The organism is Candidatus Eisenbacteria bacterium, assembly GCA_026388185.1.
In the GTDB taxonomy this organism is placed as follows: Bacteria; Eisenbacteria; RBG-16-71-46; order JAFGJU01; family JAFGJU01; genus JAPLKG01.
The window spans coordinates 206,815-231,673 of sequence record JAPLKG010000008.1; the positions used below are offsets into that span (position 1 = coordinate 206,815).

The window sequence follows — 24,859 nt, forward strand, 5'->3', positions numbered from 1 at the left end:
TGAAACTGTCACCTCCCTGTGCTATAGAGAGTCAGAAATCTGAACAACGGGGAGGGACGTCTTACGCATAAACTCTTTGCCGTCGTATTGGCTGGCGGTAGGGGAGAAAGATTCTGGCCCTTGAGTCGGGCTTCTTCTCCCAAGCAGCTACTTCCTATCGTCGGGCGAAGAAGTCTTCTGGAATCGACCGTTTCCAGAATTGTTTCGCTCGTCCCGCCCACACGAATCTACGTCATCACCTCAAAGCATCTTCAAAGTGAGGTGGCGAAGAGACTCGCCGGCTTCAGAGGAATTACCGTCGTCGGAGAACCGGCCGGAAAGAACACGGCTCCTGCGATAGGGTTGGCGTCCAGCTTGATCTCGATGGTCGAGCCCGACGCCGTGACACTTGTGGTGCCGTCGGACCACATGGTCAAGGGAAAGAGGGAGTTCATCAGTGACGTTAGGAAGGCCGTGCGGGTAGCCCAATCACGCAAGCTCGTCGTGTTCGGCATCAAACCTGACAGGCCGGAGACGGGCTACGGATACGTGCAGGTGGGGGGGCGCGCAGGCTCGGTTGGGAAGGGTGTTTTCACGGTGAGGAGCTTCGTGGAGAAGCCTGATCACAAGAACGCAGTCAGACTGTTGCGTTCGGGGTGTCACTATTGGAACAGTGGTATGTTTGTGTGGCGTGTAGACGCCCTGCTGGGGGAAATCCGAAAGCACCTACCCGCGCTTGCCAAGTCCATCGAGGCCTTCTCTTCGGAGTCTTCCGGCCGCTCGTTTCGCGAGAGGCTCGACCGGTTCTATTCCGGCGTGGAGGCCGTTTCGATTGACTACGGACTCCTGGAGAGATCGAGCGACATTGTGATGGTGAGGGCCAGTTTCTCGTGGGACGACGTTGGTTCCTGGCTTTCACTCGAGAGAATCTTGAGCAAGGACAAGCGGGGCAACGTTCTGTCCGGTGAGACCGTTGCGGTTGACACTCGCAATTGTGTGCTCGTCGCGTCCAGCGGTGTCGTTGCCACGTTGGGTGTCGAGAATCTTGTGGTTGTGAGAACCGAGAATGCGACCCTGGTGTGTGCCAAGGAGCGGGCGCAGGGAATAAAGAAGATATCGAGAATTCTCTCCTCTTCCAAGAAGTTGAAGAGGCATCTTTGACACAGGCGAGCGTTAGGGTGCGGTCCGGACGCGTGCTCGACGCGTGGACTCTTTCTTTCTCAGAGCGTCGAGGAGGTTGTGATGTCTTCAAGGTTTGTTCTGATTCTCTTGGTGACTTCGCTTTTTTTGAGCCTTCTCTCGGGCGGCTGCGCCACTGAACGCCCGCTGCAGAAAAAGGCCACGACTTCGGGGGGAGCGGTAGGGTCTGAGGGCCAACTGGAGGCAATCCCGGAGCCGGTCGACCCGCAGAAGAAGGCAGCCTCCCAAGCGGAAGCTTCCTCCTCTTACGTCGAGCAGGAAGTGCCGGTCAACGTGGAGGAACGGGACGTCGCGTCTGGATACAGTGTGCAGATTTTCGCATCTTCGAGCCTGGAGAAGGCAGAAGAGGTTGCGAGGAAGGCGAGGAACTCTTTTCCCGATAGCGTCTACGTGGAATACTCGACCCCTCTCTACAGGGTGAGGATCGGCAACTTCGCTTCCAAGGACGACGCCCTGAAATTCAGGGAAGAAGTGGTTCAAGCAGGTTATGAGGGCGCATGGATTGTAGAGGCCCTCGTCGAGCGGAAGTAGGGAGTCAATGGCCAGGTTTGGCGTGTGTATTTTTGAGGATTCTGCTCACGCGGGGTTCCTGCCCCTGGTCCATTCGAGGGCCGTGTTTGAATTAAGGTGTGGAATCTCTGCGTTGTGGGAGAAGATCGCGCGACATTACGCCGGCGACGTGGAGCTTTTCTGCGTTACGAGGCCTCATCTGGTGCAGATTCTCTCCGAACGGCTGGGTCTCCGAGTTAATCGTGTGGCCGATTTCGCAGGCGAGACGATGCTCTTCATAAACGGTCGGCTCCTCGCTCCGCCGGCTCTTTCCCAGCTTCTCCCGGTCGAGGGGAGGCCTGCCTGTTTCTTGAACGAAGGCGAGCTCGTCGCCTTCAGGGTGGATCAATCCACTTTGCGCGACAAGTTCGCCCGTCCCGAAGCATTCCTGTCGCCCGAGTTTTCCGACAACGTGGCAGAGCAACTGCCCGGCAACGTCGTCAAAACGACTCTGCTCAGGTTCCCGTGGGAAATCGTGTCCAACAATCCGGGTCAGATCGGTGCGGATTTTGACGTGGCGCGTCAGGGCGGCAGGATCGAGGGGGACGTGGATGAGAGGGCAGTCATATACAACGCTCGAGCCGTTCACGTAGGCCAGGGTGCGAGGATTGATGCCGGTGTGGTGATAGACGCACGGGGAGGGCCGGTGTACGTCGGGACTGGTTCGAGAGTCCATTCCTTCAGCCGGATAGAAGGGCCTTGCTCGATCGGAGAAAACTGCGTCGTCGTGGGAGGAAGGATGGTCGGGGGGTGTTCTTTCGGCCCTTGCTGTAGGGTAGGAGGAGAGGTGGAACAGACTGTTTTCCAGGGATATTCCAACAAATATCACGAGGGTTTCATCGGCCGTTCATATCTGGGAGAGTGGGTGAATCTTGGAGCCCTCACAACGAACAGCGATCTGAGAAACACCTACACAAACGTCAACGTGATCGTCGGAGGCCGGCCCGTGCAAACCGGCATGCTCAAGGTGGGCACTTTCATTGGAGATTTCACCAGAACAGGAATCGGCACTCTCCTTGACACCGGCTCCACGGTCGGTTTCTCGACGAACGTGTTCGGGGGGAAAGGAGTTCTTCCCAAGTCCATACCCTCGTTCGTCTGGGGCGATGGAGAAAGGTTTACCGAATACGTTCTGGAGAAAGCCACGGCAACTGCCCGGCTCGTTCTGGAAAGGCGAGGAGTTGCCTGGAGTTCCGGCTTCGAGGGACTGATGCGCGAGGTTTTCGAACTCACGAAGGAAGAGAGGCAAGGGCTGCTTGCCTGCTGAGCTGAACCCGGGACTGGAGACAACGATGACAAGATCAAGAGCGGCGCTGAAGAGACTGTTTCGGTCGCACAATCACTCTGAGGAGGCATGATGCCAGAGCTGCGAAGAGACCCCATCATAGGGCGCTGGGTAATCATCTCAACCGAACGCGGCAGAAGACCCATGGCGCTTTCTGAAACCGCCAAGGCAAAGAAAACGGACGCGATCTCCTGCCCTTTCTGCGAAGGCAACGAAAACAAGACTCCTCCGGAGATCTTTGCCTTCAGGGCTCCGGGTACCGCGCCCAATACTCGTGGTTGGACCGTGAGAGTCGTGCCGAACAAGTTCCCGGCTCTTCAGATCGAGGGGAACCTCAATCGAAGGGCCGAGGGCATGTACGACAGGATGAACGGGATAGGAGCCCACGAAGTGATAATAGAGACATCCGACCACAATGAAGAGACCAGTGATCTCTCGGCGGAGCACATAAGGCAGGTTCTTATCGCGTTCAGAGAGCGAGTGCTCGATCTGAAGAAGGACGCAAGGTTCCGGTACATCTTGATTTTCAAGAATCATGGCGAGTCCGCCGGCGCGTCTCTCGAACACAGCCACAGTCAGCTTATCGCCACTCCGATTGTCCCGAAGAGAGTGACCGAGGAGATCGACGGGGCAAAACACCACTTTGACCTGAAAGAGCGATGCATATTTTGTGATATGTTGCAGCAAGAGACCACCGAAGGAAAGAGGATGGTCATAGAGAATGACGAGTTTGTCGTCTTTTCCCCTTTTGCCGCGCGTTTTCCCTTCGAGACTTGGATTCTTCCGCGCACGCACTCCGCGGCGTTCGAGAAGATTCAGGACCTGGAGCTCTTCACTCTTGCCACTACTCTCAAGGAAGCACTCAAAAGAATGAGCATAGCCTTGAATAATCCGTCCTACAATTATATATTGCACTCTGCACCGATCAGGACTCCGGACTTGGAGTATTATCACTGGCACATAGAGATTATCCCGAAGTTGACCAGGGTGGCGGGATTCGAGTGGGGGACAGGTTTCTACATCAATCCCACGTCGCCAGAGGATGCCGCTGAGTTTTTGGGTCAAATTCCAATTGAAAAACTGAAGGAGGGCACATGAAAGCAAAGCTACGCGTGTGTATTGTGAGCGCCGAGATGATTCCTTTTGCCAAAGTGGGAGGACTCGCTGACGTGGTGGGTTCTCTCTCGAAGACTCTGGCGTCCATGGGGCATGACGTTTCTGTTTTTCTGCCAAGATACGCTTGCGTCGGGAGCAAGGAATTCGGGCTCAAGAAGGTGAAATTCAACGGCCGCCTTGCCGTGACGCTCGGGACTCAAGAGAAGAAGATAGACGTCTGGGAGTGTGCCGCCAGGGGTTCACGCGCCAGGATCTATTTTGTGGGTAACGAATCGCTTTTTGGCAGGGAGGGCATATACACTGACCCCAAGACGAGGGAGGACTATCCCGACAACGGGCAGAGGTTCACATTTTTTTCCAAGGCCGTTCTCGAAGTCATCAAGAGCCTCTCGCTCCATTTTGATGTCATTCACTGTAATGATCACCAGACGGGTCTAATACCGCTCTTTCTGCGCGGGGAGTACTCGGGAGAAAAAGTGCTTGCAAATGTCGCGACTCTTTTCACCATTCACAATCTTGGCTACCAGGGAGTCTATCCGCTCGAGAGCATCGCGCAGACGGGCCTTCCCGAGGAGCTTGCTTATCCCATGGGACCCCTCGAATTCTGGGGGAAGCTCAATTTCATGAAGGCAGCGATCGTGTACGCCGATCTGATCTCGACGGTCAGCGAGACGTACGCGAAGGAGATCCAGACGAGCGAAGAGTACGGATTCGGCTTGCAAGGGGTGCTCACCGCAAGAACCGAAGATCTTTTCGGTGTCCTCAACGGTGTGGATTACACCGCCTGGAATCCCTTAAGGGATAGATATGTTCCTTACAAGTACGGTCCCGGATACACAGGAAACAAGACAAAGGACAAGATGCATCTCATCGAGCAGCAGAGGCTGACCGGACTTACGCAGAACAGCTTTTTGATCGGAATAGTCTCAAGGCTTGCGGATCAAAAGGGGTTTGACCTCCTGGAAGCTGTTTCGGAAGAAATGCTTTCATTGGACGTCGGCTTGGTGATGTTGGGCACGGGCCAGCAGAAGTACCACGATTTCTTCTCGCAGCTCAAATCAAGATATCCTGGCAAGGTTTCGTTGACCCTGGAGTTCAATGAGAAGATGGCCCATCTCATCGAAGCAGGCTCGGACGCATTTCTCATGCCCTCCAGGTACGAGCCTTGCGGGCTGAACCAGATGTATAGTATGAGGTACGGAACTATTCCGGTGGTGCGGTTCACGGGAGGCTTGGCCGACACGGTGAAGGAGTTCGATCCGACGTCTGGAACGGGTACCGGTTTTGTGTTCCAAGAATACAGCGCCGAGGCTCTGATGGAAGTCGTGAGAAGGGCCTACGCGACCTTCCTTGACAAGGAACGGTGGGCAGCGGTCGTGAAGAACGCCATGGAGGAGGATTTTTCTTGGAGACGTGCGGCACGGGGCTACGTGGAGCTGTACAGAAAGGCGATCACGAAGAAGTGCAGCGCCCCTTTCGCTGATTGGGTTTCTTCCGTGGCCGAAACAACTCTGTGAAGGTCCGGAGAGACCCTGGGCAATTGCTTCGGCGAATCAACGCGGGATGCTTCACGCATTAGGAACTGACGCTTCCTCTATGAAGGCCCTGTGCAACTCTCTCACTGCCTGCTCGAGCCTTTCCTCCGGAACCAGGCATGACAAGGTGATGGCAGTGCTGATCGAGGCGTAGGGAATTATTCCGAGGGACGCCAGGGTCACGAACGTCTCCGAGCATGTGTTGGCCGCCCAGAGGAGATTCGACCCGACTATCGATACAAGCCCGACGCCGGTGACAAGCTCCATTTTTCCACCCATCTTGTCCAGGACGGATCCGCATGCCTCCACGAGCGCTTTTTTGTCGGACTCGTGAACGACAAAGAGAAGCGCGGCCCCGCCGGATGGAACCAGCGATTCGTTGAAGAGTCTCACTTCCACACCGGTTCCTTCAAGCCTCTTGAAGAGCGAGGACGTGGTTTCGTTTACCTTCGCGATTCCGCTGAGTCTTGCCAGTATCATCCCTCCCGTATGAGCTATCCCCGTGACGCGTTTTGTGTCCGTGATCGACTTCCCGGTCACCATTGTCCCCCTTTCTGACGAGAAACTGGAGCGCACATGAAGCGGCACGTCGTACTTGTAGGCGAGCTCGACGGCCGTGTGATGCACTACACCGGCGCCAGATGCGGAGAGTTCCAGCATCTCTTCGAAGGAGACGCAGTCGAGCTTTTTCGCTCCAGGCACGATCCTCGGGTCCGCGCTGAAGACACCTGCGACGTCTGTGTAAATCTCGCACTCCTTCGCCCCGAAGGCGGAAGCCAGCGCGACGGCCGTAGTGTCTGACCCACCCCTTCCCAGTGTCGTGACCTCTCTGGTCGGGCTCACACCCTGGAAACCCGCCACAATCACGATTCGGTCCTTGCTCAGTTCCTCGCTTATCCTGAAAGCTTTTACGTCGACTATCCTCGCGCGGGTGTGTTTGGAGTCGGTCATGATCCCGCTTTGTGAACCCGTGAAGGAAATGGCCTCACATCCCCTGTCGTTGATTGCCATCGAAAGCAAAGCCATAGAGATTCTCTCGCCGGCGGTGAGAAGCATGTCAAGCTCTCTCGAAGAAGGGATTCGCGACACCTTCATTGCCAGGCCGAGAAGCTCGTTTGTGGTGTCACCCATCGCCGACACCACGACGATGAGATCGTTGCCCAATCGTTTTGTCCCTACTACTCTGTCGGCGATCGACATCACCTGCTCGACGGTCGCCAGGGAAGAGCCCCCGTATTTCTGCACTACAAGGTTCATGGGAGTGACTCAGAACCCAGCAGCATCGCTGCCGGGGCTTTGTGTGAGAGAAAAGTGCGTCCGATTGACCAAGAACGGCAGCACAACGATTCTCGTCCTTGTCTCTCTGACCAGCTTCAACGTGATGTGCTCCAAATGATAGCAGAACGCGATTACGGGTCTAGTCAATTGTTCCGGTACTTCTTGACAAGGGCTCCATCAGAAGGTATATTCTAGCCGTAAACAAGGGAGAATCATGTGAGCGGAAGTAGCTCAGCCCGGTAGAGCTCCACCTTGCCAAGGTGGCCGTCGCGGGTTCAAATCCCGTCTTCCGCTCCATTGACGACATGCCTCTCAACGGCCGCCAGCCTCTTGGACCGCTTGCGGCTGGACCGTGGCGGCATAGCCAAGTGGCTAAGGCGACGGTCTGCAAAACCGTTATTCTCCGGTTCGAATCCGGATGCCGCCTCCAAAACCTCTTTTTTCCTCCTAGGCTCTCCTACAGTCCCAGCCGTGGAGAGAACACCGAGCACTCAGAGCAGAAGAAAAAAACAGCCGGCGCGCCCGCTCGACGGGAAGCGCCGGCTTATGCGCGAAGTTTCTCAGCACTTCTTTGCTTTCTTCGCGACTTTCTTTGTCTTTGCTTTCTTCTTGGCCATGAGTTTTCCCTCCTTTCACGGTCAGGGGTGTTGCGCGGGCGATTCACCCACCGTCCTAGCCTGTGCCCGGCGGGTGAAGGTTGGAGTTGGTTTCGGGGCCGGTACGCCGGGTAGTTGACTTTTCCTTGACGTATCGCTCCAGCTCGGTCCTCATTATTCTCCAGTTGGTTCCTATCTTGAACGCCGAGATCTCCCCCTTCTTGATGAGATTCCTCAGGGTCGGCCTGGAAATCCGCAGGAGCTCGCATGCCTCCTTGGACGTTAGGATGCCCTCTTTCTCAAGTCTTGCCACACAATACTCCTTTCTTTCGAAGAGAGCGTCATTGTCCTAAGTATTACAGTATTTGTCAAGAACAATGTTATTATTACTGTCCATGCCGAACCTGGCTTGATTTGTTCTGAGGCGCCGTGTTCTTGCCGACGGCGACCTGTTCGTTCCAGATTCGGAAGGCCACGGTGTTCTTAAGACTGGACCGTCTGCTTTGGGTTGACAGACGCACCGGCCGATGCTAATTTCCTGGGAGGCCGGGGGCAGTTCGAGTTCCCTCCGTGTCAACGTAATCCGTTGGCTGACCCGCCGTGCCCCGCTGTCCTCGCGGGGTCGCACGAGAGGGGAGATCAGTCGGGGCCCCAAAGACGAAGAGGTGACAGGTTGGAGCGAATGAAGAATCTTGAGAAGCTTGTTCCGGAAGTTCGAAAGCTTGTTGAGCCCTACGTCCGCGGTCTCCTGGATGTTGCGGGAGAGGACATCATTTCGGTCTTGGTCTTCGGAAGCGCGACGGGACCTGACTACGTGCCAGGTCGCTCAAACATCAACGTGGCGGTTCTGGTTCGAGAGATCGACCCGGCTTTTCTCAAGAAATGCCTCACGCACGCCGCGGGTGGTTTCAAGAAGCGGATAGTAGCCCCGCTGTTGCTTACGCATAAGTACATAGGCAGCTCACTTGACGTTTTCCCCGTAGAGTTTCTTGACATTCGAGAAACGTGTCTTGTCCTTGTCGGGAGCGATCCTTTTACAGACGTTGATTTGAGCAATTCGAGCCTTCGCCTCGAATGTGAGCAACAACTCAAAGGCACTCTTCTCAGAATAAGACAAGCCTATCTGGAGCTCGGCCTTGCTCACAGGGGAATCGAGAGAGTCATGAGCGAATCGCTCAATTCCCTGATACCGGTCTTCAGGGCCATGTTGGTGCTCAAGGGCGAGCAACCTCCGCGCCGCAAGCAGGAGATCATTGGTTCCGTGTGCCGGGTTTTCGGGATTGCCTCCGACGTCTTCGTGCAGGTTCTCAGATTCAAGCTCGAGATGAAACTTGTGCCCCCTGAGACAGAAGAGAAGATTCTCCGCGACTACATCAAGAACGTTGAGGTGCTGGCGCAGCTTGTGGACGCTCTCGCAACCCAGGAGAAACGTTGAAGACCGGCAGAACGCTCGAGACTGACGGAGCCTTGAGAATTGATGGGCCACCCCCGTCCCGATTTTCTCACCCTTTCGGTTTCTCGTCTCTTGAGACAGGAACCAGGGGACTGCGGCTTGTCACGGTCTTCCTTCTGATCCTTGGTTTCCTGGGTCCGGTATGCTTTCTGCCTGCAGGTTCCCCGTCGAGCTTGACGGGTTCGATGGGAGGCTTGGTGTCTGCCCTCGATTCCCGTCCAGGAGTGGCTCTGGCGCAAGAGTATCCCGAACCTGTCGGGTTTGTGAACGATTTCGCCGGCGTCGTAAACGAGGAGATTCGAGCAAGAATCGAGGCGATCGCCGCGGAAGTGAAGCAGAAGACGGGGGCGGAAATCGTTGTGGTGACCGTCAAGACGACGGGCGGAATCGACATTCACGACTACGCGGTGGAGCTATTCACCAAATGGAAGATTGGTAAGAAGGGCCGCGACGACGGGCTTCTCATCGTCGCAGCCACAGACGATAGGAAGCTGTGGATCAAGACAGGATATGGGCTCGAGGAGACGATACCTGACGCGGTGGCATCCCAGGTGTACCGCAACGTGCTCGTTCCCTTGTTCAGGGAGGGAGAGTACGGTAGGGGGCTGCTGTCGGCTGTCCAGGTCCTTGCCGCACGGATCGCCAATCAGGCGGGAGTGACGTTGACGTCGCTGGACGGGCTTCCGGCTGTGCCGGAAGGGAACTCCTCCGGCAAGGACGCTCGGTCCTTCGTGCCTATGGCCTTCGTCCTGGGAATCATGATTCTATTGATCATCGCACGAACGCGTGGAGGCCCCGGCTCGCGTAGGCATGGTGGATTTCCCTTCTGGACAATAGGGGGGTTCTACGGTGGGACGAAGGGGGGCGGTTTCGGAGGCGGCTTTGGCGGTTTCGGTGGGGGGAGTTGCGGTGGAGGAGGGGCCGGAGGTGGTTGGTGAGGCCGCCGCTTGGAGCGCGCCGGGAGATTCGGAAGTCACTCGACTGTAGGGACGAGTAGAAGCAGAGCAAGGTTGGGTCAAGGCTCAAGGAGGTAGCATGAAAGCAGGATGGATCGTCGCCGTTCTCGTCATAGCAGTGCTCGCGCTTGTCGTTGTGTCCTGGTACATAAGCGGCCTAAACAAGGTTGTGAGACTGGACAAAGAAGTCGAAAAGCAGTGGGCAAACGTCAACGCTCAGCTTCAGAGGCGAAATGACCTGATACCAAATCTCGTAGAGACCGTCAGGGGATACGCGAAACACGAAGAGGGCGTTTTCGAAGAGGTCGCGAGACTCAGGAGCCAATGGGCCGGGGCCGCGACAAAAGAAGACAAGATGGAGAGCGCCAGGGCCATGGATGCTGCCCTGTCGAGACTGCTACTCGTCGTGGAGAACTATCCGCAACTTCGAGCCACGGAGAATTTCCAAACGCTCCAGGCTCAACTCGAGGGGACCGAGAACAGGATAGGGGTGGAGCGCATGAGGTACAACGAAGCGGCCCGCGCTTTCAATACTTACACGCAGGAAGTATTCGGGAGTTTCTTTGCGAAGCAAAGGGGAAAGACGAAGCCTGCTCCGTACTTCGAACCTACGCCGGGCGCCGAGCAAGCGCCACAGGTGAAATTCTAGTGTGAACCCTGTGCCGAGGTGGCGGAATGGCAGACGCAGCGGACTTAAAATCCGCTGGAGAGTTTTCTCCGTGCCGGTTCGAGTCCGGCCCTCGGCAAAGAGATCGTTGTGTGAGCGTAATCCGGAAAGGATAGTGTGTTACAGCCTCTTATCCGGAAGTGGCTTAAGCCACACCTTTCGATCATGGTTTGTCTCGTAGGCAGGACGAGGTGAAGCGATGAATTTGGGTGCAATCCAATCCGCGCTTTCTGACGCCAAACTGGACGGTTGGCTATTCTATGACCATCACCACCGAGATCCGATTGCGTACCGCGTGCTCAAGCTCGACGCTCCAATGTGCACACGCCGATGGTACTACTTGATTCCTGCCGAAGGTCAGCCAACGAAGCTCGTTCATCGTATCGAGCGGAGCAATCTTGAAGCTCTACCGGGAACCGAGCATCAATATTCGTCCTGGCGCGAACAGCGCGAGAAGCTGCAGGAGATGCTCGCTTGCAAGGCAAAGGTTGCGATGCAGTACTCTCAGTTGAACGACATTCCCTACATCGGTCTGGTAGACGCAGGCACGGTTGAACTGGTAAGGAGTTTTGGGGTTGAAGTTGTATCCTCGGCGGACTTGGTACAACTGTTTGAAGCGCGCTGGTCGACCGAAGCCCTGGCTCTTCATCTCGAAGCGGGGAAAGTAGTCCACGCTGCTGTCGACACAGCATTCAGAACGATCCGCGATGCCGTACAAACACGCGAAGCAATCGGCGAGTACGAGGTTCAACAGGAAATCGTCCGATTTTTCGAAACGCACGGCGTCGAGTCGGATGACCCGCCCGTTGTAGCAGTGAACGAAAACACCGCCAACCCCCACTATTCGCCAACGCTGCAAACCTCCCGTCTGATACGGGAGGGCGATTTTGTTCTCTTGGACGTTTGGGCGAAGCGAAGAGCCCGAGAGGCCGTCTATTTCGATATTACCTGGACGGGATATGTCGGCGAGGCCGTTCCGGATCGGTACGCGAGGATCTTCGAAATCGTTCGAGAGGCCCGTGACGTGGCCATCGAACTTGTCCAACAAGCCTTGCGCGGAGGTCGCCCTCTGCGCGGCTACCAGGTGGACGAAGCCGTGCGCGATGTCATCACGCGCCACGGATATGGTGAGTATTTCATCCACAGAACGGGACATTCGATCGGCGAGGATGTCCACGGCAACGGCGCCAATATTGACAACTTCGAGACGCGCGATAACCGCGCGATTATTCCTCGAACATGTTTCTCTATTGAACCTGGAATTTATCTACCTGAATTCGGCGTGCGAAGTGAAGTGGATGTTTACATCGAGGAAAGCGACGCGCGAGTGACCGGTGACATTCAAAAGGCCATTGTTCCCATCCTCGCCAAGTAGGGAATTCGCGCCATATCTAGATCGTGTTCTTTTTCCCCACGTGTGCCCCGAGAGCTAATGATGCTGTCAGAATTTTCGACGCGTGAGTCTCAAGGGCAGTCAGTTCCTCTTGTCGCAGTTCTGTACAAGCCGCGCCCTCGGCGACCACACTACCACATGCCGTTTCGTGATTGACACAGGACTTGTCTTGTGATATGTTTGCAGCACTCGACGCGACAGGTATATCGCCTCTTGCATGACCAGCAGTTACGCGTCCGCACAGTTCAGGAACTTTTGCGGTATTAGGGACCCCTAGACCGTGACGGTCTACGCACACCCGCTGAGCGGGGGAAGGGCAGGGCGAACGGAATCATAGGGTGTGGGTCTAGCGACACGAGTGTGGTCTTATGCCGAAACAGCGCAACACCACGTGAGATCACGGGAGTTTGGCTAATAGTCCGAACGAAGCGTAGCTGGGAGCCAATTGACAATGAGTGTTATCTGGAAGAGATAGCGTTCTACATGCTCTTATCCGGAAGCGACGTAAGGCATAGTTCGGGAAAGGAGCAGAAGATGGGTGAGAACAAAGCACATAAGGCAGTAGTCCACCGCATCATTCACCAGTATGGTGGAAAGTGCGATCCCGAGAAGGGAGCTGACGTCAAGATCCCCTTTATTGGGACTGTGGAGGCCGAAACTGACAAGATAGTCTCCGTGGCTCTTACTCAACTCCGAGGCTACCGCGGACCCGTGTATGTCGCAGGAACAAACGCTGTCGAGAAGACATTTGAGGTCAAGACAGGCACGACGATTGGTGTAACGGATAACAAGGGCAATATCATCAAATCGTCAACACGAAAAAGGCGATGTCCCTGACCAGGCCCTGGAGCGTATGGGCTACCGCGCCGCTCAACGCCATCGTTAGGCCTTCAGCGAAGACACGAACATCCACGTTGCCTGAAAGGAGGTGCGACAATGAGCCGAGTTGTCGCAAGCACGTCCGCAGCGCTGTTGATCCTGTTTCTTGGCTGCATGGGCCAGGAGCACACTTCATCTGACAAGGCGAAGAGTTTGCCCACGCGTCAGTACGAGTCAGCGGCCACAGGGGCTCGGACGCCTCAGGAGGTCGACAAAGCGACCACCGCACCTACCACGAGTCCCACGGACCCGCACAGAAGTGGACAGGCGCGGGATAGGATCACCGCAATCAACCCGTCGAAGATTCATATTGATTCTGAGGGCCGTATTGTGACGAAAGATCTTTCCTATGAAGAAATGGGGAAATTGGCAGAGGCCCTAGCGGAGGCTGATGAATCTGGTGAGCTTCAATCATCTAGAGAATACGACGTAAGTAAGGACAATAGAGGCAGAACTACTGACATGTCGGAAAGGCCACAGGGCGAAGCGGCTGGCGAGTGGCGCGTCGAGTTCGAATACACCGATCCACAATTGCGTGCAGTCGGCATCGCGGACGCGGCGCGCGCCATTGATGAGCATGGTAATGTACTGGCTCAGGCTACGCTTCTCAGGCTGCTCACGGGCGAGGGTAACCAGTTCAAGGGTGCCGAAGTTGAGGAAAGGCATTTCGATGCTAGAGGGCGCGTTTACTTCAGCTGCAAGAGCCAATTCAGCTTCCCGCTTGGACGAAAGACCGGCGAGTCGGACGCACGAGGACGCAGGACCAGGGACTATTTCTCCCAGTGGCCACTGCTGGCGGGGATCCCGTAGATCGACGATGCAGCCCACCAGCGAACACGTCCGCCCTGGCTCCGATGACCATCAGTCCGCCTTGCGTGGCCCACGTGCGAGAGACCACGATGGTACCTGTAACGGGACTCTACGCGGGCGGCAAGCATCCGCGCGACTCGGCAATCTTGTTGAGATTGCCGAGGGCATTGAATACACACCCGAACTATCCCAGGACGGAGCGATGGCTGTTGTGCGTTCAGTCTTTCGTGGAACGAGTAGGCTGCTCGGCCCGTCCGGGTCATGGTGAATCTGCAGCGGCAGAGTGGAACGTGTGGGCGCAGGCGGTGCCATATGTGGAAGCGGAGATCGCCGTTCTTGCCGAAGGCCGGTGGCTGGACCCGGCTCGCGACGCAGCGCGTGTGCACATCTGCATCAATCCAGCAAATGAAAACCGATTCTTCGCGGTTCCTTACAGAACGGCTGGCACGCTGACACGCGTTCGTTTGACCATCGTAGACAACGCGACCGTTTACAAGTTTGCATCGCCTTAGCCAACTTCATTGGCAAACGGAAGAGATACTTGGGATACTGGAGCTGAGCACGACGGGAACCCGATGGGTGCAGATCCGAATCAGGAATGAACGAGATGGGAGGTGCCCCCCCGTCCTCGCGGCAGGAACGGTTCGGGTCACCCCGGAATGCTAATTGCGCGTACGTAACATCTCGCCAGCTCAACACGCGACCAGAACATGTGGTGCTTACATCGGAGGACCAAAGACTGGGCATCAACGCACAACACAGATCGCATTCTAGCTGATTCGGAGAGCCGCGGTTTGCGCAGCGTGATTCGTGCCTGGTGATACGAGTCACTGCTTAGCATGATCGAGCTTGGTCATCGGGAGACACAGCTTAACGGAAGGATTGACGTCGCGATTGGGGGCGGTCGCATTCAGTTCGGCAGAGTGGGTAGTTGGCGTGCGGCTGCCTGACTATCTATGTCGCTGATCTTATCGTTGAGCGAATTGCAGATGGGATACCGACTCAACGTTGTCCTAATAATGCCGATACTTGCGGGCTGTCTGCTCACATCATGCCGGGGAACAAATCACTATGATAGGAAAGAGGAATCTAAATCGCTCGGAGACACGCCTAGTCATGGTTCGCTATGGACACGGCCCACGACTTATGCGGGCAACCTCTACAACAAGATACAGTTATCAGACATTCACGTTGAAGGCGATTATACAAGGACTACGTCCCCGGATGGACGAATCGTGATTAGTGAGAGTGTGGTGGTTGAAGCACACAATTCCTTCAATGGAGTCACCGAATTCGAGAAGATTAACCTAACTGTCGGCAGGCATCCAATATCCAAATACAGGAGAGTTCATAAGGATGACCTAGGCAGGACCGTTGTCCTAGAAGAGGGCGAAGAGCCACCAGAGGATATCCTTGTTGAACAAGCTACTAACTTCAAGCCAACTCTGACCTACTATCGTTTCTATTCCGATTGCGAATACTCTTTGGGCAGGTGCGAGTTACCTGAAATGATTGTGAGAACAACATGGGACGATTCTAGTGACAAAAGAATACGCGATTTGAGCATTAGAAAAGAGACACTCACCAGGGAAGTAGCTGAGGTACTGCACCACGACGGCCCTTTCTCCCTTGCAAAACTCTGGAGATGGTACATTATGGCAGAATATCAAAAGGACGCGAACGAGTGCTCCCGAGAACACCTGTTCAATAAATACTCTCCTTCTACCAAAGCCAGAGAGGAGGTGGCGGTAAGAATTAGGATAATTGACAGCATCAATGTTGCAGTGAAAAACCTCGACAATCAGAACATTCGGAGAGAATTCATCGCGCTTCTTTCAAAACCCGATTCAGTTTACGGGAATGGTAATACAGAGTATTACACACAAAGGGTGATAACTACTCAACCACTTACGGGCAAGGATGTTTTTCACTGCTATCACGAGATTTTGAACCATCTGAGAGAGAGTCAGTATTCGCACAGCCCCCTGTTGGACGGGATAATCGAATCGTTCAAAGAGATAAAAGACGATCGTGGCAATACTGTGATTGTTCTCACTGGTTACAGTGTAGTTGACCCAAAGACTGGTTTTGTTGCAGGAGCCCCTCGCTACATTGAATTTCGCGTTTTCCCTCCGCCGTTCAGAGTACTGACACGTAGCCAGATAAGCAGTCGTATAGAACAGGTTGAGAAGCAACTTGAGAGAGGAGTAGGTGAGGATGAGATAGGATTGCCGTACTTTGAGACTCTTGAGTACATGCAGAAGGAAAAGGAGATTCTCGAAGAGATGATTGAGGAGTGGTCCCTGACAAACGAACCACAGATGATTGTTTATCTACCCGAGATCCTCCTTTTCCACGCTGGTATTCCCATAGAGAGTTACACGTACAAGTATGATCCGCAGAAAGGAAACGGGGCAGACCATTATGTAGGTCTGAAATGATTCATGAAGAAGGTGAGCATGTTCAGCGGCGAACATGTCGCAGCTTCAGTCAACAAGGGATTTGCGCGAATAGCACTGGCAGAATAAAGAGCCGAGAGTGGAAGCGTGGTTTGACATGGAAGAAAGGCTATCTCCATTTCGGTGCGGTCTCATTGGCGAAGGTACATGGAATGCACATAGATATGCTGAGAAGCGGCGGGAGACGACACGATGTCGGTTCAGTGAAAACGCGGGAACTCCAACAAAGGCGCGCACGTGCACTGAGATTCCGCCGCGCTTCATCCCCGCCGGTAATGCCTAACGCTGGGGCGCAGGAGGAGGGTATCTTATGTCTGGAACTACTGAATCGATTCTCGTAGGTCTTGGTATAGGTCTTGTTGTTCTTGCGGTCAGCATGGCGATCAAACCTGTACCACGGCGCGCTGCGATCCTGATGGCCGTTGGCACTGGGATTATCGCGTTTGTGCTTTGGCCGCGGGCCGTTCTGGTAGAAGTGCCAGATCTGTCTGACCTCAGTAGAGATGAGGCCGAACTGGAGCTATCCTCCGCGAAGCTCGACGGAGCGCCGCAACCTCAGGAGGCTCCAAACACGCGTCCAGACCACGTCGTGCCGATGTCACAGAGCCCACTTCCAGAGACTAAGGTTCACCGCGGCACCCTGGTTCGGTATTCCATCAGCACGCCAACATCCACAGTGTCTGGGAAGGCCACCGACTCCGATAGCACACGGGGGCATGTCTTGGTGTCAATATTCTCGCCGAGGCATGGCGGTGAGGTTGTGCCTGTGCGCGGGGCGGATAACATATTTAGGTTCGATGTGGAAGGTACACTCGAAGGTGTCGATCTCGCAAGATATTCTCTGCTCCTATGGGTCCAACCTGTTGCGCCGCCGAGCGACCAGCCCGGATGGTACTTGCAGCGGCTCCCAGCCAATGGCGTTCGTTCAATCTCGGGAAACAGGTGGTCCGGGGTGTGTCAGATCGGTAACCAGCAGTATCCGCCGAATGAGGGCGACATGCTCGAGGTCGTAGCCTCTGTTGTGCCAGCCGGCGAGGCCGAACGCCTGGAAGCTAGGCAAGGACCTCTGACGGCTGTTGTGGTTCCCGGGTCCGTGTCACAGGTTGTTAGAGTCAAAGTGCGCTTGAAGTGAGATAGCGCTCTAACCAGTAACTTGAGACGGACGAATGCTGCGGCGTCACAGGTCTTGCGCGAGTGATGGCAACAGTCACGCCGCCTCCGCCCCGCCGCTCAGCGACATCTTTGGTATGACTCCCGCTGCCAACGTGACTCCGATTTAGCTCTGCCGCGGGTGACTCGGCCCGCCGCGTTGCCGGATGCGCAGCCTTGCATCGCGGAACGATCTTTGCGAAACCCGCTGCAAGTCCGCGTATCGGCAGTGGCGAGGTGGGCGATTTGCTTAGCCATCCACCGCGCGATGGTGACTCTTCCGGACGCCGGCAAGACAAGAGTTCCACCGGCGAAGGAACACCATGTACATTTGTCAGGAGATGAGGCCGTGAAAGGGGTTAGTAGTCCATATGCAACAGGGGGAGGCGGCGTGCGTTTAGAGCATGAGATCGCCGCGTCCGCCTTGGCAAGCTTGCTACTGGGCCAGCCCGTCGATGGACTGGGCGATGATGTCACGCCGATGCGCGTGGCGATGCAGCAGGAGGTGTATTCACCTGTTGACGATATTCACGTGCACGGTACCTTCCCGGGCGGCGAGCGTACACTTCAAATCGCGTGTAGGCGGCGACCCACGGTTGGTAAGAGTGATGAATCTACAGTCAAGCTGTTCACTGACTATGTGAAGGTCGTGCTCGACAAGCGGACCGCGATTGACAGAGGTGAGATACGACTCGGCTTGGCAGTCGCCGGGCCATATGGGCCGGCGACTGAACTTGCGGTTCTTACAGATACCGCTCGGCTTCAGCCTGACCGTGCCACCTTCGAAAGCGCTGTAGCTGCACCTGGCGCATACTCCGCGGACATCCGAGCGCGGCTAACGTATGTTGACGAATTGGTGGCTGAATCTCTGAGCAGGGTGCTGCGGCCCGCAGGGCCTACGCCTGATCCCAAGGAGTTGAGCTGGGTCCTTCTTCGCGCGCTGTTTGTTCTTCAGACGCAGCTTGAAGGAAACGTGGCGCCAGGGCGGACCAACGTTGTCGCCAGGCTGCAGGTTCTTACAGGAAATACTCCGCGCGCAGAGCAGCTACGCCTGCGATTGGTTGAGATCGCATCACAGGCAGAGATTCGAGCTGGATCGATTGACCGTCCGATGCTGAGAAGACAGCTGCACTCGTTCGGGCCGCTCGGACCATCTCCCGACTTCGGCTTAGCGAAGTCACAGATCACCCTCCTTGAATCCGAACTGAACCGAAGAACGCAGCGCTCCTTGGCGGCTTCGGCTGCGAGCGGTTCATTCATACTCGACCGATCGAAACAGCAGGCGGAACTCGTGGACTGCATCTCAAAGGTACCACAGAGTTCCGTCGTTCTCGTGCGAGGTGAGCCGGACGTTGGGAAATCCGCGCTGGCACTTGAGGCGATAGCATTTATAAGAGAAGCTGGTGGTGCAGCAATCGCGATGAGCCTTCGAGATCTGCCGCCGAGTGCACTGAGTCTCAAGTCTGCCCTAGGCCTTGCACCTGTCGATCTATTTGCCGCAGCGCCCTCGGCCCCCGTGAGCGTGTTGCTTCTCGATGGGGCTGAAGTGATACAGGAAAGTGACGCCGGTGCAGTCGGCGTCCTACTCGACGCCGCCTCGACTACGGGAATGACCACTGTTCTGGTAGCACGCGACGACGCGGCTGGATCTGTGCTCGACTTGCTGCGATCACGAGGCCATGACATTGCGCTCGAGTTCTCAGTGGCGCCGTTGTCCGATGAGGAGATCGCGACGATCGTGGAAGCGATTCCCGAATTGGCGCGGCTCGGTTCTGATCCGCGATCGGCGTGGTTGCTGCGTCGGCTCGGTCTCATCGAGCTCTTGCTTCAAGCTACGCAACGCGGGACGAGCCTGCCGGGGACGCTTTCTTCAGAGGCCGAGGTCTTCGCCACGGTGTGGTTGAGCCTGATTCGCCAAGACGGAAGGAGTGTCGGCGGGATCGCACCGGATGACCGTGAAATCGCCGCAATTAGTGTCGCACGTCAGCTCTTAACTGGTGCACCGAGTGTGGTCACTGGCCCCGCACCGGCTTCGCTGCGCTCTGACGGCGTTCTTCTCTCACTGGACCGGTCAGCAGCCTGGCAGAAGAGCGACCGATTCGCTTCAGATGTTCTTCGCGATTTTGCAGCAGCACGACTCCTCCTGCGGGAAGGCCTGCAGGTGTTGCTCGGCTCCACTGCGCCGAGGTGGGCAATTCGGGCAACGCGCCTCTACTCGCAGGCTAGGCTATCGGATGCCGCTTCCCGCGGAGAGGGTGCAATCGCAGCTGCCTGGGCGGAATTGCGAAGCGAGTTCCGAGGACTCTCGTTGAAGCACGGTGCGCGATGGGGTGAACTTCCGTGGGAAGCGCTGCTGACGGCTGCGTGGGCCGATCGTGCCCTATCTGAACTTACGCCACAACTGCTCAGTGACCCTGATTTGCAAGCAGAGGCAATTCGCTGTGTGAAACTCCGCTTTTCGGACGCGGGTGCTTGCGACCCAGTCGTCGCTGCCCCGCTGGTATCATGGCTCACGAATAAAGCCGCCGCGCTGGACCGACCTAGGTCTTATGACAAAGATCCGGTTGTCGAACTCGTTCGATCGTGGCTACGCGGCGTCGGCCGGCGCGAAGTGCTGGGGAAAGAGATCGATAACTTCAGGCAGCTGCGGTCTCAGCTGCGAGACGCTCTCTTGCGCCGAGCAGTGGAGCGCAGCGAGGAGGAGCGTATCGAGTGCCTGGGTCTGCTGGGGTCTGAGGCAAATGAAGCAAGCACGCAGGCCTTGCGATCGATCACCGAGCATCATCCCGAATCTCTACACCCGATTGTAGAGAGTTTGGACGCGGCCGGGCTGCTGGCGAAGCAGAACGTGGCGCTGCTCGCGGATCTTACGGAAGCGTACTATGTCAAGAAGCCGCACCGATCTTCCCGGGACAGTTCGTGGGACGATGAAGGCATCCGCCGTCACCGGGGCGGTGACCTATACACTCCGCTGGCGGCGTGGTATCGCGGCCCGTTCCTTTTCCTCCTTAGAGGGGATCCAGAACGTGGCATCCGGATGATCAACCGCATGCTGGAGCGCGGTGCTCGTCGGCGCGTCGAAGTACTTCAGGAGCTCAGCGGACACCCACGCAAGAACACCCCACAGGATGAGAAAGAGAACGGCATTTCATTAGACCTTCTTGGGTACGGCGACCGTCTGTACATCGGCGACCCGCATGTTTGGTGTTGGTACCGAGGGTCGTCAGTCGGCCCTTATCCATGCATGTCCGCGCTCTTCTCCGTCGAGATGATGCTGGACGAGCTTGTGAAAGCAGACTTGCCAGCTCGAACACTTGCGTCCTGGGTGCTGCACGATGCAACGACCCTAGCTAGCCCAGGACTGATCTATGGATTTCTCGTGCGTCACATTGAACAGGTCACGGACGAACTTGATGGCTTCCTTTCCGTGCCTGAAGTATGGGAGCTTGAGATCAGCCGAAGGGTTTCTGAGGGTCAGCTTCATGTCCAGGGCGCAGATTCACCAGAGCGTGTCGGCAGAGAGCGCCGCCGCTGGACACCCTTCGAGGTTGCAGCGAAGCTCGTCTTCGACGCCGCTCAGCGCGGTGACACTAAAGCGTTGGAAAGACTGCGGAGCATAGGAGAGCGCTTGCTTGAAAGGGCCGGAGGCGTGAGTGCCCCCCCGCACGTCCGCCAATGGGTGGCCTATCTTGACAGGAACAGTTATTCGGTGGAGCAGCAAGGTGATGATATAGTGCTGAAGGTGAAATTTCCCGAGGATGTCGTCCAGGCGATGGCACCCGCGCGGACGCAGTCTGCAAGAGTGTCAGAAATGTTCAGGTTGCTGAACCGCTACCGACCGCGCCACGATACTCCCTACCGGTATGCTCCAGCAAACCCACCGGACGAACTCGAGCTTGCCAAAGACATCGCGACGGCCAAGGAGCTACAGGCAGAGTTGGTGGATCAGCCACTTGACACATTACGTGCCGCGCTCGCAGGCGTGGCTGCGACGGTGATTCAGGCCGCGTCGGGTAGCCTTGTTGTACCTCCCGAGAGCTTCCGCTGGGCCGTTCCGCTTCTTGTGGAGTGTGCGACACGGCCTCACATGGACGATCTTGCGACAGAAGGGACGATATTCCCTGATGGGGCCGATCGCAAAGCAGCACTGGTCCTCCCGAGGGCGCTGGAGGCCGTCGATCAACTCGACGCTGCAGCGACTGGGCAGGTGGGAAGCGCCATCACTGCATGTGCGACGAGTTTCTTCTTGGAGGTTCGGCAGAACGCTGCTGAAGGGCTGCGTCACATACTCCAAAGCCCGTGCAAACTGATCAGCGGCGGGCGTTGCTGGCACGAGCTAGCCTGGGCAGCCATCGAGGCGGCCGCCCGGAGTGTCATTCTGGGTCCTCAGTCCGCGAATGGCCGGCGTCAGTTAGGAGCGATAACGGGTGACGTTATCACAGGGCTTGAAACAAGTTCGGAGCGTGACCTGATGCTCACGCACATCGCACCGGCTGTAATCTGCACGATCGACGCGGCTCGGGTGAGCTCCTGCATTAGCACACGAGCAGCACACTTACGAGATGCATTGCTAAACGCTTACGCGCGGTCGGCATGTCATTGGGCGAAGAACAACTACGACTGGCGTAACGAGCAACATGCCGCATTCGCAGCAGCAGTTCTGCGCTGGGCGTCAGGGGGAAATCATTCCGTGATTGTTGAGATCGCAAAGCGTCTGCGGTCCTCGCCTTTGGCGTTGGGCAATTTCCTTCACGCACTTACGATTGTTGCAACCTATCAGGCCTCAGCCGTGCAGCCGCTGGCGGAGACATGGTCCCAACTGATGGACTTGGGATTGGCAGTGCTTCGTGACCGAACGCTCGCTAGCGATCGGCACGACGTCGACGAATTACTGCAAGACCTTGTTCCTGATCCTAAGCCTTCAGCCTACGTCCAAAACATAGATGAGGTTTTGAAACAGGCCAAGGCACACTGGCTCTCGATCGAGGTTGTAGCCGCACACATCGATGAGTGGCTCCGGCACGCTTTCGGTCGCCATTGGTGCATAGACCCACTCCTGGCCTTCTTGCAGGCACAGCCGGTTCAACAACAAGCGAACCCCGGGCTGAAGTGGATCCGACGACTCGTGATTGGGGAGGGCGGAATTGCTCAGACGAGCGGATTTTTCTTGGTGGGTTGGCTCGGGGAGCTGCGTGACTCACATGTTCTCGGCACCGACACCTGGCCAGAGTACCGGGCAATCGTTGACGGTCTGGTTCTGGGCAATTTCGCGGGAGCGCGCGATCTGCAGCGCGGCGACGAGTGAGTCCTGGGTACACGATGCGGCGTCGAGCCATGACGCGACCAACACGGATGAGGTCTCCGCGAAGACGTGCGCGCGTACATATGTGTGTTTATGAGTAGGATTTTCCGCAAGTGCAACTGCCCACCGGACAAGCAGGAGAGGGCGACGCTGACTGTCGCTTGACCAGGCGGAGGTACTGTCGGAACTATGGGCTGGCTGAGGGTTGGTGTCGTGAACTAATCGAGGGGGGTAGGGGCCGATGCTCTGATCTTCAACCCAATGAGGGAGCAGGAATCGCAAGAGAGGCACAGAGACGCCGCAGGAGCAGGTGGGTGAGCTTCAACACATATCCTTATCCTTAGCCCTTTTTCTCCCCACATGTGCCCCGAGAGCTAGCGATGCTGTCAGAATCTTGCCCACGCGAGCCTCGAGCCACGTCAGTTCTTCCGGTCGCAGTTCTGTACAAGCCGTGCCCTCGGCAAGAAGAAACCTCATGCGGTCGAGCCGGCCGGAACGGCAGTCTCTTCTTTCCCGGTCTCTTCCGCTCTTGTCTCCTCCGTCCCATCGATGTTTCTCGGCAGACACACCTTGAACGTGGCTCCTTTGCCTTTTTCGCTCTCGACCGTAATCTTCCCTTTGTGCAGGTCCACGAATCCCTGCACGAGGTACAGACCGAGGCCCAGACCGTGATAGCGACCTTGCGCCGGCTTGGAACCCTGGGTGAAGAGACCGAAGATCCTGCTCATCTCGTCGCTGTCCAGTCCTATTCCGTTATCCTTCACGCACAATTCTATCCACTCGCTGGTCGCGCGAGTGCCCACCACGACCTCGCCTCCCTCTTCAGTGAACTTTATCGCATTTCCTACCAGGTTGAGCACGATCTGCCTCAGCTTCGTTCCGTCTGCGCGAATGGGATCCAGTTCCGGGGCCAGGTCCAGCTTGACCTCGATTCCCTTGCACTTTCCGGTAGGCTCTAGCGCAATGACCGCGGAGCGAGCGATTTCGTTGACGTCCGTTTCTTCCAACTCAAGTTGCAGCGTGCCCTTCTCGAGCTTGGAAAGGTCCATGAGCTGTTCCGTGAGATCCAGCAACTTGGATCCTTGTTCATGCATTATCGAGACGAATTTCTTCCTGTCGGTTTCCGAAAGCTTGCTGTCCTGCTCGTCAAGAAGCTCGGCGAGCGAGACGATGCACGTGAGAGGCGTTCTCAATTCGTGGCTCAGCGTGGCGACAAAGACCTCCTTCATCTGGTTCAACGTGGCAAGCTCTTTGTTGGATTCTTCGAAGAACAGTTTTCTCGCGTCCACCTTCTCGTACACGAGAGCCTTTCGGATGACGCCCGCGATGTTCTCACCGAAAGCACAGAGCAGGCGCAACTGCGATCGCTTGAAGCGTTCGTTCGAACCGACGCGGGTGACGTTGAGCACGCCGACGGTCGTCTTTCTTAGCTTTATCGGCACGCTCATCGCGGAACATATATCGTTGTCTGCTTTTGTGTAGGGCAGGAACCTCCCGAGCTCGTGTCCGTGCAGCAAGAGAGGCTTTCCGTTGGCCGCCACCCAACCTGCGATTCCCTCTCCCACGGCGACTCTGTGGTTCTGCATTCTCTCGCTGTCGAGGCCCCAGGCAGCCTTGCACTCGAGCATACCCGTGGACGGGTTCACTATCATGAGCGAGGCCCTGTCGGCGCCCAGGCAATTCGGGAGCCTGCGCACGACTATCTTGATGATGCCGTCGAGCTTCAATCTCATGTTTATGGCGGTGCCGACCTCGAAGAGCGCCGAAAGCTCGGACAACTGAGCCTGCAGGGTCGCGGCGTTGACCTTCTCGTTGAAAAGCCTGGTCCTCAATTGTGCCAGGTTCGTCTGGCCCTGAAGCATGTACAGGCAGAAGAGAACGACAAGGCCCGCCAGGCCCAGAATCACCGTGCTGCCGCCCTGAAGAACCGGAACCGTCGAGTCGGTCAAATCCTCAGTAGCCGACAAGTAGAGGAGTCCAGTGGCCGTGGCAAACGCACTCAGAAGAAGAAACACAACGATCCAGTGTCGAATGTTGGATTTCTCGACCGGACCGAATGGTTTCCTGCTGCCTCTCTCCTTTGATTCCATCACTAAAGAAGATCCTCCATGGGAAGGGGATTCCATTTCTTGTCCGCACGGCGTACACGAACAATCACCAGCGACAAGCGGATCACGCTGTCGCCCCGGACGGGCTTTCTACGTATGCTATCGTCAGGCTCTCGGTGATACTTTAGACAATACTGGTCACAGG

At 56.3% G+C, this 24,859-nt stretch carries 19 protein-coding genes and 3 tRNA genes; 18 read left to right on the forward strand and 4 right to left on the reverse strand.

What is annotated here, in order from left to right; all coding sequences use genetic code 11:
- The first annotated feature begins 87 nt into the window (after nt 1-87).
- The 5 genes from NTX17_03715 (at nt 88) to NTX17_03735 (ending at nt 5,646) form a co-directional block, all read left to right on the forward strand.
- The gene (locus tag NTX17_03715) at nt 88-1,140 is read left to right on the forward strand and encodes a sugar phosphate nucleotidyltransferase (protein ID MCX5800477.1); all 1,053 of its coding nucleotides are present in this window, start codon (nt 88-90) and stop codon (nt 1,138-1,140) included.
- An 81-nt stretch (nt 1,141-1,221) separates the two neighbouring features.
- Entirely contained in the window at nt 1,222-1,710 is a 489-nt protein-coding gene (locus NTX17_03720) for an SPOR domain-containing protein (protein MCX5800478.1), read from the forward strand.
- Nucleotides 1,711-1,717: 7 nt separating this feature from the next.
- Nucleotides 1,718-2,995: a putative sugar nucleotidyl transferase gene (locus tag NTX17_03725; protein ID MCX5800479.1), complete on the forward strand. Its 1,278-nt coding sequence runs from the start codon at nt 1,718-1,720 to the stop codon at nt 2,993-2,995.
- Nucleotides 2,996-3,085: 90 nt separating this feature from the next.
- The gene (gene galT, locus NTX17_03730) at nt 3,086-4,111 is read left to right on the forward strand and encodes a galactose-1-phosphate uridylyltransferase (protein MCX5800480.1); all 1,026 of its coding nucleotides are present in this window, start codon (nt 3,086-3,088) and stop codon (nt 4,109-4,111) included.
- A complete protein-coding gene (locus tag NTX17_03735) occupies nt 4,108-5,646 on the forward strand; it encodes a glycogen/starch synthase (GenBank protein ID MCX5800481.1) in 1,539 nt (512 codons plus the stop codon). The genes galT and NTX17_03735 overlap by 4 nt, the downstream gene beginning before the upstream one ends.
- 51 nt (nt 5,647-5,697) lie before the next feature.
- On the opposite strand, the gene NTX17_03740 is transcribed toward NTX17_03735, so the two are convergent.
- Nucleotides 5,698-6,921 (reverse strand): aspartate kinase, encoded by a 1,224-nt coding sequence (locus NTX17_03740; protein ID MCX5800482.1) that lies wholly within the window; start codon nt 6,919-6,921, stop codon nt 5,698-5,700.
- A 9-nt stretch (nt 6,922-6,930) separates the two neighbouring features.
- Nucleotides 6,931-7,089 carry a hypothetical protein gene (locus NTX17_03745; protein ID MCX5800483.1) on the reverse strand — a complete coding sequence of 53 codons (159 nt, stop codon included), beginning with the start codon at nt 7,087-7,089 and terminating at the stop codon, nt 6,931-6,933.
- Between the two features lie 73 nt (nt 7,090-7,162).
- Between NTX17_03745 and NTX17_03750 the strand changes: the two genes are divergently transcribed.
- Nucleotides 7,163-7,239: transfer RNA gene (locus NTX17_03750), tRNA-Gly, on the forward strand.
- Nucleotides 7,240-7,296: 57 nt separating this feature from the next.
- Nucleotides 7,297-7,372 (forward strand) — tRNA-Cys (locus NTX17_03755).
- A 242-nt stretch (nt 7,373-7,614) separates the two neighbouring features.
- On the opposite strand, the gene NTX17_03760 is transcribed toward NTX17_03755, so the two are convergent.
- A complete protein-coding gene (locus NTX17_03760) occupies nt 7,615-7,851 on the reverse strand; it encodes a helix-turn-helix domain-containing protein (protein ID MCX5800484.1) in 237 nt (78 codons plus the stop codon).
- 369 nt (nt 7,852-8,220) lie between these two features.
- On the opposite strand from NTX17_03760, the gene NTX17_03765 reads away from it, so the two are divergent.
- The 11 genes from NTX17_03765 to NTX17_03815 all read left to right on the forward strand — a co-directional run bounded on the left by NTX17_03765 (nt 8,221) and on the right by NTX17_03815 (nt 22,609).
- Nucleotides 8,221-8,973 carry a hypothetical protein gene (locus tag NTX17_03765; protein MCX5800485.1) on the forward strand — a complete coding sequence of 251 codons (753 nt, stop codon included), beginning with the start codon at nt 8,221-8,223 and terminating at the stop codon, nt 8,971-8,973.
- Nucleotides 8,970-9,929, forward strand: coding sequence for a TPM domain-containing protein (locus tag NTX17_03770; GenBank protein MCX5800486.1), 960 nt, complete (start codon nt 8,970-8,972; stop codon nt 9,927-9,929). Before NTX17_03765 ends, NTX17_03770 begins: the two co-directional genes overlap by 4 nt.
- A gap of 97 nt (nt 9,930-10,026) precedes the next feature.
- Entirely contained in the window at nt 10,027-10,596 is a 570-nt protein-coding gene (locus NTX17_03775) for a LemA family protein (protein MCX5800487.1), read from the forward strand.
- A gap of 12 nt (nt 10,597-10,608) precedes the next feature.
- Nucleotides 10,609-10,693, forward strand: a tRNA-Leu gene (locus tag NTX17_03780).
- A 120-nt stretch (nt 10,694-10,813) separates the two neighbouring features.
- Nucleotides 10,814-11,989: a M24 family metallopeptidase gene (locus tag NTX17_03785; protein ID MCX5800488.1), complete on the forward strand. Its 1,176-nt coding sequence runs from the start codon at nt 10,814-10,816 to the stop codon at nt 11,987-11,989.
- Between the two features lie 552 nt (nt 11,990-12,541).
- Nucleotides 12,542-12,844 carry a hypothetical protein gene (locus NTX17_03790; protein ID MCX5800489.1) on the forward strand — a complete coding sequence of 101 codons (303 nt, stop codon included), beginning with the start codon at nt 12,542-12,544 and terminating at the stop codon, nt 12,842-12,844.
- A gap of 99 nt (nt 12,845-12,943) precedes the next feature.
- Complete coding sequence (locus tag NTX17_03795; protein MCX5800490.1) at nt 12,944-13,696, forward strand: hypothetical protein; 753 nt, start codon at nt 12,944-12,946, stop codon at nt 13,694-13,696.
- Between the two features lie 89 nt (nt 13,697-13,785).
- On the forward strand, nt 13,786-14,208 hold the full coding sequence (locus NTX17_03800) for a hypothetical protein (protein MCX5800491.1): 423 nt from the start codon (nt 13,786-13,788) through the stop codon (nt 14,206-14,208).
- A 723-nt stretch (nt 14,209-14,931) separates the two neighbouring features.
- Nucleotides 14,932-16,137 (forward strand): hypothetical protein, encoded by a 1,206-nt coding sequence (locus NTX17_03805; GenBank protein ID MCX5800492.1) that lies wholly within the window; start codon nt 14,932-14,934, stop codon nt 16,135-16,137.
- A gap of 328 nt (nt 16,138-16,465) precedes the next feature.
- Entirely contained in the window at nt 16,466-17,287 is an 822-nt protein-coding gene (locus NTX17_03810) for a hypothetical protein (protein ID MCX5800493.1), read from the forward strand.
- 408 nt (nt 17,288-17,695) lie between these two features.
- On the forward strand, nt 17,696-22,609 hold the full coding sequence (locus NTX17_03815; protein MCX5800494.1) for an ATP-binding protein: 4,914 nt from the start codon (nt 17,696-17,698) through the stop codon (nt 22,607-22,609).
- A gap of 470 nt (nt 22,610-23,079) precedes the next feature.
- Here NTX17_03815 and NTX17_03820 read toward each other — a convergent pair whose 3' ends face one another.
- Entirely contained in the window at nt 23,080-24,696 is a 1,617-nt protein-coding gene (locus tag NTX17_03820) for a GAF domain-containing sensor histidine kinase (GenBank protein ID MCX5800495.1), read from the reverse strand.
- Nucleotides 24,697-24,859 lie beyond the last annotated feature (163 nt).